The sequence below is a fragment of the Lewinella sp. LCG006 genome, from assembly GCF_040784935.1.
Classification (GTDB): Bacteria; Bacteroidota; Bacteroidia; order Chitinophagales; family Saprospiraceae; genus Lewinella.
Genome location: NZ_CP160680.1, coordinates 7120064 through 7134613, shown reverse-complemented (window position 1 = coordinate 7134613; position 14550 = coordinate 7120064). Strand labels below are relative to the sequence as shown.

10 protein-coding genes are annotated in these 14550 nt (G+C 45.9%); 4 read left to right on the top strand and 6 right to left on the bottom strand.

Going from position 1 to position 14550, the window contains the following annotated elements; genetic code table 11:
- Positions 1-42 precede the first annotated feature (42 nt).
- Positions 43-1560: a hypothetical protein gene (locus AB0L18_RS26175; RefSeq protein ID WP_367390277.1), complete on the top strand. Its 1518-nt coding sequence runs from the start codon at positions 43-45 to the stop codon at positions 1558-1560.
- A gap of 47 nt (positions 1561-1607) precedes the next feature.
- On the opposite strand, the gene AB0L18_RS26170 is transcribed toward AB0L18_RS26175, so the two are convergent.
- On the bottom strand, positions 1608-1760 hold the full coding sequence (locus AB0L18_RS26170; RefSeq protein ID WP_367390276.1) for a hypothetical protein: 153 nt from the start codon (positions 1758-1760) through the stop codon (positions 1608-1610).
- Positions 1761-2027: 267 nt separating this feature from the next.
- On the opposite strand from AB0L18_RS26170, the gene AB0L18_RS26165 reads away from it, so the two are divergent.
- Positions 2028-2576 carry a hypothetical protein gene (locus AB0L18_RS26165; protein WP_367390275.1) on the top strand — a complete coding sequence of 183 codons (549 nt, stop codon included), beginning with the start codon at positions 2028-2030 and terminating at the stop codon, positions 2574-2576.
- 253 nt (positions 2577-2829) lie between these two features.
- On the opposite strand, the gene istB is transcribed toward AB0L18_RS26165, so the two are convergent.
- The 3 genes from istB to AB0L18_RS26150 all read right to left on the bottom strand — a co-directional run bounded on the left by istB (position 2830) and on the right by AB0L18_RS26150 (position 6161).
- Entirely contained in the window at positions 2830-3564 is a 735-nt protein-coding gene (gene istB / locus AB0L18_RS26160) for an IS21-like element helper ATPase IstB (RefSeq protein ID WP_367388761.1), read from the bottom strand.
- Positions 3565-3590: 26 nt separating this feature from the next.
- A complete protein-coding gene (gene istA, locus AB0L18_RS26155) occupies positions 3591-5147 on the bottom strand; it encodes an IS21 family transposase (protein ID WP_367388762.1) in 1557 nt (518 codons plus the stop codon).
- Between the two features lie 147 nt (positions 5148-5294).
- Complete coding sequence (locus AB0L18_RS26150) at positions 5295-6161, bottom strand: IS630 family transposase (RefSeq protein WP_367390274.1); 867 nt, start codon at positions 6159-6161, stop codon at positions 5295-5297.
- A gap of 33 nt (positions 6162-6194) precedes the next feature.
- On the opposite strand from AB0L18_RS26150, the gene AB0L18_RS26145 reads away from it, so the two are divergent.
- Entirely contained in the window at positions 6195-6611 is a 417-nt protein-coding gene (locus tag AB0L18_RS26145) for a hypothetical protein (protein WP_367390273.1), read from the top strand.
- Positions 6612-6633: 22 nt separating this feature from the next.
- On the opposite strand, the gene aceK is transcribed toward AB0L18_RS26145, so the two are convergent.
- Both aceK and AB0L18_RS26135 read right to left on the bottom strand, forming a co-directional pair.
- Positions 6634-8403 carry a bifunctional isocitrate dehydrogenase kinase/phosphatase gene (gene aceK / locus AB0L18_RS26140; protein ID WP_367390272.1) on the bottom strand — a complete coding sequence of 590 codons (1770 nt, stop codon included), beginning with the start codon at positions 8401-8403 and terminating at the stop codon, positions 6634-6636.
- Between the two features lie 187 nt (positions 8404-8590).
- Positions 8591-9988, bottom strand: coding sequence for a hypothetical protein (locus tag AB0L18_RS26135; protein ID WP_367390271.1), 1398 nt, complete (start codon positions 9986-9988; stop codon positions 8591-8593).
- Between the two features lie 134 nt (positions 9989-10122).
- On the opposite strand from AB0L18_RS26135, the gene AB0L18_RS26130 reads away from it, so the two are divergent.
- On the top strand, positions 10123-14457 hold the full coding sequence (locus AB0L18_RS26130; RefSeq protein WP_367390270.1) for a T9SS type A sorting domain-containing protein: 4335 nt from the start codon (positions 10123-10125) through the stop codon (positions 14455-14457).
- Positions 14458-14550: the final 93 nt, after the last annotated feature.

Below are 14550 nucleotides of genomic sequence, written 5' to 3'. Positions count from 1 at the left end.
TTTGTAATATATTGGTAGTCAATTGAATAAATGCCGAAAAAGATGACTGTGACTCACATCGTTTGGGAGCAAGAAAAAGAAGGCGAAGAAGCATTTTTGTACTTTAATAAGTTGTACGACTTGTTTCTTGGAGAAAGTGATAAGGAATTAACTGATTATTTGGCCTCTCCTTTACTCAATAATAACAAGCGTCTTATTTATCTTTTTGAGCGTATTCAGTTAGCTACAAAAAATAATTATGACAGTATTAAAGGATCATTTATTCTCAATAAATGGAACAAGGGCCGCAAGCAAGAACTGAGCATTAATTACCTCTGTGCTTGCGTCGAAAAACTCGGTGATGCCATCATTGACATCGTTGTCTTAAGAGAGATGCAACCCGAAAAAACGCATCGTTGGCGTTTGCTACAAGCTATCTTACGTAACCAAACGCTACCCGATGAGCTAGCTAAGGCTATTCAGCAATTACGAACCCTTAATGCGGAGGCTCCTCAAGGTATTCAACAGCTCTCAGATGATTTCGAATTAGCTTATCAGCACTACCACGCGCAAAGCACTGATCGAGAACAAATAGGAATGGCATTGTTGAGTGAAATGGAAGGAAAGCTTGATGCGCTTTATCAAACCTATAAAAGTAAATTTGCGCTAGAGCGGATCAATTTAGAAAAGACAGCCAGAAAAGATGAAAAGAAGATTCCTCCAACGCCTCCTGCATCTACGGTGAATCTTATGGAGCTCTATCATCGCAACTACCTCATGAGTAAGTATGATCAAGAAGATTTTCCCAAGTATTACGAAGATTTTCTAACGCTTTTTGAAGATGAACAGGAAAAATTAGATCCTGTAGAACGCTACAGCTTGTGTAAGTATACCCTAAATGCCCTTTCTCGTGCTTTGAAAAATGGACATTTAGACCTTTGGCCAACCATCCTATTGTGGAACAAACGCAGATTGGCCTGGTCACCCGAAACTGTTATCGAGGAAGGCATCAATGATTATCTCAACGTAGTTATTACAGGTTGTATCTGTGGAGAAGATGAATTTGTTGAAAACTACATCAATACCTACAGCAGCAAACTTACTGGAGGTAGCAATGACCTAGCCGTTAATTACGCTCGTGCTGAACTGTTTTTTTTACGCGAGCAGTTTTCTGAATGTCTGACCATTTTGTACAATACTTGGGAGGAAGGTAAAGATTATCATTTGTTGTACGTTTTGCGGTACCGAAAATTGATGATTACATCCGCAGTAGAATTGGTTTACTTAGATAATTTCGACCTTACACTGGAAGAAATAATCGAGAAAACACTTATTGCAGGGGTGGATACTTTTCGTAAATACCTGGAGAGAGGCGATGGCAAAATCTCCTCCGATTTGGTTGAGCAGCACCTGAGTTTTTTATCGCTTGTGAGAAGATTAATTAACTTGATCTACAAGCGTTTCACCGAGGACGTTACCTTGGCTACCAAGGGATTATTGGTTGAAATAGAAGCGACACCTAAGTTGGTCGGGCGCAAATGGTTGCTAGAAGTAGGTCAGCGCTTGCTGCTTTCATCATAAAAAGAGGCGAAGTCAAGCGCGACTTCACCTCTTCTGTTAAAAATTTACTAGCCATTGATAATGTCATCAATAACTATCTCATTAGGATCTACCGGAGGATTACTATCTCCATTTCCACCCTTTATTTTAAGCATTTGCTCAGTGCTTAAAATTTGCTTTTGGGTAGTGGTAATTTGCTTCGAGGACAAAGGCTTTTTCATAATGTTAAATTTGAAATGAGAAAACCTCTACATCCTTTTAGGCATAGCAATAGCAGGCTCAGTGATCGCCACTGAACTTCAAAAAGCCATGATGTTTTAACTAATTAGATGTAGAGAACACTACAAATTTAGAGGCAAAAAAAAGCAATCAAGGAGCTTGAAAAGCCTTCCAAAATTTTATGGAAATTGATGGAAATTTCTAAATTTACTCACCAGCTTATCAATAGAAAAAAGTGCTATTTTGAAGGCTAGAAAACCAACACGCTAATGTCAGTACGTCAAAAAAACCTTGATCTCATCAAGGCTGCACTTGGGATTTTAAAGGAACAGGATTCGGTCATTTATACCCAGGCGGTCATTTGTCAAAAAATGGATGTTTTAGGATTTGGTGTGTCGACTTCTCTCTTTAATAAATTGATTAATAATAAACGTGTTGGAGATAGTTCGCTTTTGAAAATAAAGATGGGGTTAACCAAATTACTCGAATTGGAATTAGGTTGGTACTACGACCCGGTCTCAGAAACTTATATAAAAAGGGAAGACAAAAACTGGCAGAGAGAGATTATAGATGTACCTGATGAAGCGTCGACGGCTGTTAAAAGAGAGCCTGTTTTTCATTTTGATGGGCGCAGAAGTATTGAAGAAAAAGTAGAATTCCTTCAATCCGCTAAAAGAGAAATAATTTTCTTAGGAATTCGACTGCGGCAATTTGTTGGCTTTTTTTCAAATAGGAAAGATGCAGATTTCAAAGATCCCATTCTTGCATTATACCCGTCCCTAAGTGGTTTGGGCGTATACAGAAGTCCCACCTACTGAACGAAAATTCAACGTTAGTAGCCTGCGTAACTCTGACTTGTGTGACTTAGTGTCATTGAGAAAATCAATTATTCCGTCTTTGAATTTTGAATACGTATCGTAGTAAATAGAGCTGATGACTTTTTTACGCATAAACTTCCAAAGCCGCTCTATTAGATTCAAATTAGGAGAATAAGGTGCGTATTCCGATCTATCTGACCCCCTCATTCCGGAGCTTTGACCCCCTTGTGGATAAGTTTGGTATTTGATGGTGTTAAGATAAGTGATTTGGACGTTTTCTGAGGCTTTTTCCTTTGAGTTCGATACGATGAGCCCTGGGGATGATACGATCGAGGATAGCATCAGCAATAGTGGGTTCATCGAAGTACTCGTACCAGCTGCCTACGGGGAGTTGTGAACAGATCATCGTAGCAGCCCTTTCGTAGCGGTCTTCGAGGATTTGAAGAAGGAGGAGTTTGACGGTGTGGGTGATGGGTTGCAGACCAAAGTCATCGAGGATAATGAGCTGTGCTTTCTGGATTTGATTGAGCCACTTGATAATAGAACCCTCAGCTTGGGCCAGGGTAATCTGTTCGCACAAACGGTTCATGTTGAAGTAAAGGGTTCGGTGGCCATTGACACAGGCGTGATGACCAATGGCGCAGCCCAGATAAGATTTTCCACACCCTGTAGCCCCGGTGATGAGTACGTTTTCTCCTCGTTCGATCCAGGCACAGTCGGCCAGGGTGGCTAGTTTTTCCTTACTCAGATTTCGCTGGTTGGAGCATTCGATGTCCTTGATATTGGCCTGGTAGCGTAGCTTACTGAGCTTGAGGTACATGTTCATGCGCCGTAAGGCTCGGTGTTGCTGTTCGGCATCGACGAGTCGGGCGAGGAGTTCGTGGACATCGGGTTGCTGGTTGATGGGTAAACTCAGGGCTGCCTCGTAAGCGGAGGCCATACCGGTGAGTTTGAGTTGTCGTAAGAGGTCTAAAGAAGCATTCTTCATGGTGGAAGATTTATGGTTAAAAAAGATTATTGATAAGCTTGAGGACCACGGATATTATCGTGGGTCGGTGGAGAGAACAAGTCGGGCTGCTCCGGTTCTATATCCAGTTTTCGTTCCAGGATATTTTTGAGCATGGTGTAGGTTGTTTTTCCAGCGCCCTGGCAGCGTCGGCAGGCATTTTCGAGGCGTTCGGGCGTGTACTTCCTGGCCAGCGACATGACGCCCAGGCAAGACTTGTAGGTATGAGCCTCGTGGCGACGGGAGAGCAGTATTTGGGCGATAGCCCATTCGGTAGCTGGGCCGATCTTTGTGGCCTGTGAGGTAAAGTAAGCCGCATCATACCCCTGGGCCTTTTTCCATTCCTGATGGTTACTGGGCAGGTGGCTTTCGGTCGTCTGATAAGTGTAGGTGTCGTGACGCGATAAGCGGGTATGGGTGGCTACGCGCTGCGGGCCAACGTAGATCTCAACGGTTTTAGAGCTGTAGATGACGGTGGCTTGTTTGCCCGCGTATTGGTAGGGCACAGAGTAGTAGTTTTTCTCTTCGCCCAGATACACATGGTAGTTGCGCTGGATTTTGGCCGAGACCGTTTTGCGGGGCTCGAACAGCTCATTGGGCAGCTGGCTGAGTTGCTCTTTTTCGTAGGTCTCAAAGCAGCTTTTACGGCTACCTTCCCGCTTCTGAAAGGGGGTCTCGTTGTGGATCGCTAGCTGGAGGCCAATGGCCTCATTGAGTTCCTCAATGCTGTGAAAGACATCGTTGCGCAAGGGCGCATAGATACGGCTGTAGGCCGTGCGAACCATGTTCTCCACGCTGGCCTTGTCTTTGGGTTTGGCCACGCGAGTGGCCTGTAAGTCACACTGGTAATGAGCGGCCAGTTGAACGCACAGTTCGTTAAAACTGGGCTCGTAGCGATTGGCCTTGGTGACATAAGCTTTGAGATTATCCGACAGGATCACCGCCGGTACACCACCAAAAAAAAGCAGCGCCTCATTGATCCCCGTAACGAAGTCCATCACCGACTGGGAGGGCAAGGCCATGGCAAAGGTATATTGACTGTGGGCCAGCACCCCGACGAGCACTTCGCAAGGCCGGAGTTCTCCCGTCTTGGGGTCTACCAGATAAAGCTTTTTGCCAGCAAAGTCGAGTTGTAAAACGTCACCAGGTCGATGTTCGATGGGCAAGGTAAGTTCCTGGTAACCGATCTTTCTGCGCAGTCGTTCGCAGAACTGGCTGTAACCATAACTATCAGCATGTTCCTCGCGGTATTCCTGCCATAACAGATAACGCGTCACGCCCACCTTTTTGAGCTCTTCAAGCCAGCCTTTGACTTGCTGTTCAAAGACGGCTTCCCGGCCTTGAGCTTCTTGCTCCTCCTTAGCGTAGAAAATCTTAAACAACTGATCGTCGGGTAACTCCAATAAAGTCCCAATGTCTATATCGCAACCCTGAGCAAGGCGAAGATAATCACGTACCGTGTTCTTGGAAACGCCCAGACGACGAGCCGTGCCCTTGATCGAATGACAATGAAGATAAGTTCGTAGTATAGTCTTGATTTGATCCATACGTTTGGTCTTGGCCATACTGTGCAGCTTTGATAGCCACACGAGATAGCATTTTAACCAAACTTCCACTTTTTACTAGGGGGTCAGACCTCCGGAAAGTTATTAACATCCTAGGGGGGTCAAAGCTCCGGAATGAGGGGGTCAGACCAAATCGGAATAGGGGGGTCAGATGGACCGGAATATGCAATAAGGGGGTAGAAATACAAATTCTATGCGCTGATCAGCGGCCCAGTCCTGGAGCATTTTATTGCGATTATAGCGGGCATTATCGCAGATCAGATATATTTTCTTCTTTGGATGTTTCTTCAATAATTGCCGGCACAGCCGTTGGGTAGACTGTGCATTGATAGAATCAGTGATGTCATAAACCAGGTGCTCAGGCTTAAGTGCATTGATCGCACCGTTGATATTTACCCGTTTACGACCGCTATTACAGTCCACCTCAAAGTCTCGGCCCTTGCGTATCCAAGCTCTCCCCGTTTTGGTATTATGGGTGGGATGACAGCCATCAGCGTAGTATACTACTGCTTCTCCTTGTACGGCTTGTTCCAAAAGTTTGGGCAGTACGTCATCTAGAAAATCCAGCTGATCTTGTTCGTTAGCTTTGCTGGCTACTGCCTTGGTCTGCTTGTATACAAAGCCAATGCGATGCAGGAGCTGAGTCATACCAGATACCGAATAAATAACGCCAAAGGTTACTTGAACATACTCACAAATGGAAGCGGCTTCTTCGTACAAGTTCTCTTCCAAGTGAGCTGTCAAGAGTAAAATCTCTTCCTCGTTCAGTTTTCCTGAATAGGGCGTAAACCCATCCAAGAGGTAAGCCGTCAATCCCTTTTCATAAAAGGCTTTCGCGTAACGTCTGATGGTATTATCATCCAAACCCAGCGCAGCCTCAATGACCTTGATCTTATGTCCCTGATGCAACATAATCAAGACCGTAACCTTGCGGAATTGACGCGGGGGCAAATTCGGATGCTTCTGAATTTGACGTAATTGATCGTACTCGGATTGACTTAGCTTGATTTTCACGCCAAAAAATACGAATTTTTCCCAAACTACTTAGTGACGGGTATATTAGGTAGGGGGGTAGTGATCAAATGTTACCTCGCTGATCCAGATAGTAATTTAACGCGCGCCTATTTTACAGACCGTGCTACGGTATTACCGGAAGATGCTTTTGGTGACGCACTAATTCCTCAAATTATCGAGGATCTTAAGAAAATTAAAGCAGAACTTGCGGCATTATGTGAAGGGGCCCAATTTGAAATTTACACCTATAAACATTTTCCTACTGCTCATTTTTTATCGGTAGACCGTAGTAGCTTTGCGGGTAAAATGCTGGTATCTAATTACACTTTCGGAATTCCTCGCAGTAAGATTCCTGTCATTGAGGTAAATAAGGAATACAACCCCAAGTTGTTTGACATGTATAACCGTTCGCTGGAAGCAATTATCAAAGATGCGAAGGAAATTCTTTAGTAATGATGAATCCTTCATCCCCTCAATAATCATCCACGAAATAAGCTTCCCGTGGTTCACCACCGTACAAGTGCCGAAACGCACGCCGCCGCCGGTAGGGGTACACGGTGGCAATCTCTCCCCGGCGGTGTAGCTCTTGCACCCTTTGCCAAAAATCGGGCGTAAAAAGATCCGGATGGAGTTCCATCAAAAATGCTCGATGTTGCTCATTGGCAACCAGGAAGCGCGGAAACTCTTCGGGGAAAACATCATGAGGCCCCACGTGGTAGTAGGGCTCTGCCGCCATCTCGTCCCAAGGGTCGCGGGGAGCAGGGATAGACCGGAATTTGTAATCCGTCAGAAAACCGATCTCATCATAATCATAAAAGACCACCCGCTTGAGGCGAGTAACCCCGAAGTTTTTGAGTAGCATATCCCCTGGGAAAATATTCACTGCAGCCATCTCCTTGATCGCCTTGCCGTATTCGTTGATGGCTTCGCGTGCCTCGTGATCATTGGCTTTTTGCAGATAAACATCCAGCGGAATCATCCGTTTTTCAATGTAGCAATGTTTGATGATCAAAGTGTCGGAGGTGACCTCAATCTGGGAAGCACATTCTTCTTGCAGCTCCTTGAGTACCTCCTTTGCCACGCGGTCCAATGGCAATGCCAGTTGCTGAAAAAGGTAACTATCGGCCATCCTGCCTACCCGGTCGTGTTTGTTTACCAGTTCATAGCGTTCTACTACATCCTGGAAGGTAACTTGCTTAGGTGGCTTAAATTTGTCTTTGATCACCTTAAAAACAGTAGGGTGGGAGGGCAAGGTAAATACCGTCATCACCATCCCTTTGATTCCTGCCGGAAAGCAAAACTCGTCCATCGTTTGGGCCAAGTGGCGTTCAAAATCGCGGTAGAATACCGTTTTTCCGTGTTTTTCGAACCCAATGGAATTGTACATTTCTCCTAAACTCTTCGTCGGCATGATTGACCGTAAAAAGTCAACCATCTCACTGGCGATATCTACATCCACTAAAAAGTAGGCGCGGTTGTAGGAAAAGATGGTGCTAACCTCTTGTTCTTGTAAAAGCAAGGCATCCACAATTAGCCCATTTTTTCCGTGTAGGATAGGCATCACAAAGGGGGTAGGTTTGCCGTATTGTAGCAGCCGTCCCACTACGTAAGCTGCTTTGTTGCGGTAGAAAACGGATTTCAAAACTTGCAACTGTGCCGGAAATCCCTCCACTGTATTTTCAGCTGCCCATTCTCTTAAACTTCGCAGCAGGTAGCCCAGGTCACGCTCCTGATCTTCATAAGGGATATCAAAAGCGTAGTATTCAAGGATATGCTTTAGTGTCAGCTCGTAGGAGCCCGTCAGCGGTAAGGTATAGTAGATGGGGATGGTACTCTTGAATTCTCTATAGCTACCCCTACCGTGGACAAACATCAGTTCGTCGTCTTTGCCCAACTCGCCGTGATGCGCATGCCGGAAGACGGAATTGTAAAAGGATTCCGCAATATTACGAGTGTTGAAGTTGGCCACCTCTTCTGCATAATGCACTTTCGTATGTAGCCACAAGTCTCGATCGTGGGCCCTTTCCCCCAAAAAGTCTAGCAGCCGCTTGGTGGTTTCTCCTACTGTTTCTTTATAGAGCGTAATCCGCCCACGACTATCCTCCTGAATGCCATGCCAATCCTTGCGCTCAAAGCGAATTTGTGCTCTTTTAGTGATCCGCTTGTACTTCCCGTGGTAGGCAATATAAGCCTCCATGATCAGGCAAGCAGCTTCGTAGGGGATGAGTTTTTCGAATAGCATAAAGGAAGGTTTAGCGAGATAAAGCAAGTGGGTATTAAATGCTTTTCAAAGTGGGAAGTGGGAAGTCGGAATTAACGAGATACATGTACATATGAAAAGGTGGTGTTTCTTCATTCCTGTCTCAGTTTATCTTGACACTAGCTGATCCAAAACACTTCCGCTTTCCGCTTTCCGCCTTCCGACTTCATTATACCAATATCCGCTTTAAAAACCATTCTTTTTCCGCAAAACTGGGAGCATCTACGATTTCTGAGCGAAGTTGCTGACGGGCTGCACGATCCCCGGGAGCAAGCTGCCTTAAACGACGGCAAAAGTGGAGCAAATGACGGTAGCTTTCACCACGGTAGCCCAGGTCATTTTTTCGTTGGAGGTATACACGTAGTTGGTCGAGTAGACTATCCAGAGCATCCCACTCTTCCAGCTCTACGAAAATGCGTACTTGCAGACTTTTGGCTCCCAAGTAGAGGAAAGGCTCTTTGGTGTCTACTTGCAAAATAGCACGCAGGGACTGCTCGTATTCCTCCTGTGCATGATAGAGGCGGGCCAAGTTGAAATACACCACCGACTCCCGCTCGGGCCCTGGTAAGTCTTTTGCGTAGGTTTGAATAAATGTAGCAATGCCCGCATAGTTTTCCAGCTTGAGCCCCAGTGCGACGATGTTGGTAAAAGTGCTGCTGGGGAGTTGGCCATCTTCTAAAAGATAACCACCGGCCAGACTTTCCTGGTAAAGCGCCTGGGTTTCTGCGATAAATTCCGGTCGCCCCTGGTTCATTGCCCGAATACAAAAATTGATGGCTAGTAGATAAACGTCTCTAATTTCTGCCGACGGGAAATTATCCTGGAAATGTTCCAACACCCGGCGCAGACGACGAAAATCCTCTTCTTCACCACCTTCGGCAATGGCCTGATAACAACTCGCGTACATCACAATCGCAGGCACTTTGAACAATTCCGGGCGTTCGTCCAAATCCATCAAAATTGCTTCCAGATAGCGTATGGAATAGTCTTCCTGGTTAGCCAACCAACGACTGTGGGCCAAACAGGCATGCCGCAACTTCTCCGCTATGAAGAAGTGATCCAGCTTATCCGTAACCTCTTGCAGGTTGGTGCGCTCGCCGCGTTTAGGGCTAGCGATATAGTCGTAGTACTCTAGCTCCAATTGGTATTCCCACAATAGGTGCTTGGCCTCGGCACGTTTTTCCTTTGCTGCGGTTTTCTTTGTTTGCCGAAAAGTTCGTTCAAAAAATACTGGCAACTGCAATTGGCGTAAAGCCCGCAAAAGGGACAATTGCTGCTGGGCTTTATCTTCTTCAAAATGCCGTAAACCAAGGAAGGATTCTGTAGCCGCCTGTAACCTACTGACCATCAGGTACCAATCACGCTTATTGAACTTTCGCTGCGGTTTTGCTTTCGCAAAAATCATCTCCTTGTCCAACGGCTTCCCCTTAAGCGACTGCCAGCCTTTCAACAAAGGGGCCAACTCCTTGCTGTTGGAGAAAAACTTACTTTGCAAATACACCAGCAGCTTTTTTTGCTCGCGCGTATCCAAAACAGACAGTATTCTGAAGGCAGATGGCTTTGCCATTTTGTAGTTATTTTTTGCTAATCTATTGATAATAAATTAAATAAGGATGTTTTATTATGTTTTTTTTATAAACAATGTTCTTTTTTTAATAAGCTACTGATTGCATCTTTGGTAATAAGAAAAAAATGATCCCCATGATGAAATCACTCCTTACCCTTCTTCTTAGCAGTTTGTTCCTGGTTTTATCGGCCCAGCTCTATCGCGACCAGGTACAAGTGATGCTTGATCAGCAATACCTTGATGATATTCAATTTGCCGATCTGGACCAGGATGGCGACCTGGATTTTATTGGCAACCGTTTTGGCTACAATGGCTCCTACCTTGCTTTTTTCAACCAGGACGGGAATGGCAATTTCAGTACACCCGTACCTTTTGGTGACACGACTTGGTGGGGGTTACCGGACCTCGCCATCAATTTTGTACTCAACGATATGGATAATGATGGTGATCCAGACCTGGTACCTGGAAACATAGCTGCGGGTACAAATCCCTTTTGGCCCAACGATGGGAGCGGTAATTTTGCTACCGATGGACAAGTAAGTTTCGGTAATAATGTTCAGGATGATCACTTCTTCCGCATTGCTGATCTGGATAATGATGGCCTTAAGGACATCGTCATCTTGCGGAGCAATACCCGCGAGTTGTATCTCAACAAAAATCAAGGTCTTGGCCAGGATTTTGCTTATACCCTGCTTTATGATGCTTTTAATGATTTCAATAGCGAATACATTTCCGATTTTTTAGTATTTGATTACGATCAGGATGGCGACCTTGATTTCGGTTTCCTATCCTACGAGATCTTTTATGGTGAGTTTGATAGCGAAAACATTTACTTTACCCTTTACGAGCAAACCTGTAGTCTATGCTTTGAGCAAAAATCGCGAACCATCATAGATGAGGATTTGAAGGATATTGTAAAGGGGAATGTAACGACGACCGATCTGGATAATGATAGCTATCCAGACTTGCTTATTAATTACGAAAAATCGGATGACCCCGGCGATTATCGCGAATATTTGCGAATACTGCGAAATGAAGATGGTACCGGGGCCTTCCATCTGGCTTTTCAACAGAATGATATCCTTGGTATCACAACTGGCGATTTCGACCTGGATGATGATGAGGACTTGTTTTTGGCCATTGATCCCGACAGTGTGAGTACTTCTGGTGGCCATGCGCGCTACTTCTGGGCAGAAAATCTTGGCAACTTCAGCTTTCAGACCTATCATATTGATGACCTGTATAGCGGCGAACAGCTTCTTGTTCAAGATCTTGACCAAGACAACCAACTTGATCTAATTACTTTGAGAGGTCCTTATACCGGATCAGTCTTTTTGAGACGTGGCAACCCTGATCTGAGTTTTTCTTCCCCCGAGCTTCTAAATACGGCAACCACTACGATTACGAAAATAGCTACGGAAGACTGGGATGATGATGGTGATTTAGATCTTCTTTTTTGCGGAGATGTCTCTCCTTCTGGTGCTCATTTCGATGGTATTTATCGCCAGACCCAGGCTGCTGATGGTACTTTTGGAGCACCAGAATTAGTTTATCAACTCATGAAGAATGGATTTGCCAAGGAGTTTGTCGATCTGAATAACGATGGTAAACTTGATGCTATTGGTATTGAAGACATTTTCGGACTAAATACTAACCGAAAGCTCATCTACACGCTTCAGCAAGCTGATGGTAGCTGGAGTGAGGGAATTCAAACAGGCCTGGATCTTCCTGCATTACCTGATCAGATGGTGATTCGTGATTGGGACTACGATGGCGATCAGGATGTGCTGACCAAAAACCATAATGATGATTACTATCTACTGCGTAATGATTTAGCTAGTACGGGGGAGTTTACGAGTAGCTTTTTGCCAGACCTTGTCTTGAGCCTTACTCCTAACAGCACTCAATCCCATTGGGCGGCCGATGTAAATGCTGATGGTTACTTAGACCTTATCGCACAAACTGGAAATGTTCTCCAATGGGCGGCAGGTACCGCTCAACCACTGGATTTTTTGGCCTGGGATACGGTTCCTATTCCCCTCAACGAGAGGTTGTTGGAGGTATTTCCTACTGATTGGAACAATGATGGTTATGTGGATATTCTTTTTAAAATACGAACGCCCTCATCGGCGGTGAAGATAGGTGTGTCCTTATTTGATCCTGTAAATCCCTACTTTGGTGCCCCCATCTTCCTGGCGGATAACGGGAATGTCACAGCGCAAGGAACCGTTGTTGATTTGAATCAAGATGGTTATCCCGATTACTTCAGCGTCTTGGGTTATCGCATTAACCAGTTAAATGGTTTACTCCTCTCTGCGCCTTACCTCCCTGAACCTATTGTCTCCTATTCGATCTTTCCATCGATCCCGGGGGCTTTTACACACAATGCAAATCTGGCAACTTTGATGCCGAACGAAGCACCTAAACTACTGACGGGCATTCGCGAAATCCTCGCTTATCCCATCGATTTTCTCAGTACCAGTACCCTCAGTGGTTTCGTCCGCTGGGACACTACGGCTCAATGCCAAACGGATAGCATCCTGCCCCCACTCGAAAACTGGAATCTGAGCCTTACCAATGACCAGCGCGACTTATTGACCAGCACCAATGCTAATGGCCAGTACGGCTCGGTCTTGCCCGATACGGGAACTTATCTCCTCAGGGTACTTCCTCCCAGCGGTTATTGGGCGGCTTGCCCTGCCGATACTTTGCTTCAAGTAGCAGACCAGCAGAGTGCCTATCAGGTAGATTTTTCTGCGGAAGCCCTGGTAGATTGTCCACTCGTAGTGATTGATATTAACAGCACCACCGTCAGTCAGTGTTTTGGATCGACGGTGAGCATTGGTTACCACAATGTGGGCACGGCGCTTGCTAACGAAGTAGAGATTACCTTGCTGCACGATCCCCGCTTGCTGCCTGTAAGTAGTAACCTCCCCTGGAGTATGGCCACAGACAGTACGCTTACCTTTTCCATTGGCGAGGTAGCTATTGGCGAGCAGGGCTTTGTCAGCATTCAGTTGGAACCGCTCTGCGAAGAGCTGATCCTGGGGGAAGAAATCTGCTTCGAAGCCAGTATCACACCCAATGAACTTTGCGATGAAATGCTCCTCAACTGGGACGGTGCCAATCTCGAAGCCGATGTCCTTTGTCAAAATGATACCACTGCTTATCTGATCAGCAATACTGGCGAAGGAGCTACTGCTATGCCAGTCAGCTATCAGCTCAGTATCGTCAACGATGATATTATTCTTTACCTGGATGGTACCGTCATCTTGGGACCGGGGGAGTCAGATACCATTCCGCTTCCACCTGGTGATAATATCTGGTACTTGCAGTTCAACCAAACGACCGGCCATCCCTATCCGGCTCCAGTTGGCTTGTTTACCAATAACTGTAGTGCCGGTGATTCGCCACACCTCCCCGAGTTGCTGCCTACGGGGACGGGAGATCCGTTTCGGGTAGTCCTTTGCCGCGAGGTGGTGGGTCCTTACGATCCCAATGATAAGGCAGCCTTGCCAATTGGTCTGACTGAGGCACATTACATTCAGCGAGAATGGCCGCTGGACTATACCATCCAGTTTCAGAACGTGGGGAGTGATCGTGCCCGCAATGTGATCCTCGAAGATACCCTCTCTCCCTACCTTGATTTGAGTACCTTCACGCCACTCAGTGCTTCGCATCCTTACGAATGGCTTATCTCTGACGATCGTGTCTTGCGCGTGATTTTCCTCGATATCAATCTGCCCGACAGTACCAGTAATGAAGTCGGTAGCCACGGTTTTTTCAGTTTCCGAATCAAACCCCAGCCCGACACCCCTTTCGAGACAGACCTCCTCAACTTTGCGGATATTTTCTTTGACTTCAATGCCCCCATCCGCACGGGAACTACCCAGCACCGTATTCGCAAACCACAGCGGTCCGCCAGCATCTTTGAAGAGCTTTGTGCAGGGGAGGAGTACCTTGGTCAGATGATTACTACGGATACCATTCTGCGGGAAACACTGGTGTTCTCCGATTATGACAGTACGACCTTTTATCACCTTAGTGTATTGGCCAATTCCATCACCACGGTTGGAATTGAGTTGGCCGAACCCGGTATGTGGGAGGGTATTGTTATCCAGCAGGATACGCTTATCCAGCAAGTATTCCTGGCAGAAAATGGCTGCGATAGCATCGTTAATTATGAACTTAGTATTCTTACGAATACCAATGAACTAGCCGCCGAATTACAACTACAATTGCATCCCAACCCCGCAGCTGATGCCACCCAAATTAGTTGGAGGGGTGGGCAGCAGCTAAAACAAGTACAGCTCATCAATAGCATTGGCCAGGTGGTGCAGGTGCTTAAGCCATCGGGAGCGACCAAGTCTTTCCAGCTTCCTGTTCGTCTCTTGAACAGTGGCAGTTATCAATTGCTCCTGTTTTTCGAAGAAGGGCAAGTCCGGCGGCGTTTGCAAGTGGTACATTGATAGCATCACACGTTATCTAAACTCAAGATCCCGAATACCAGCAGTTGCCGATATTCGGGATCTTGTGTTCTCAGAGGGGTATTGCTCCGATTA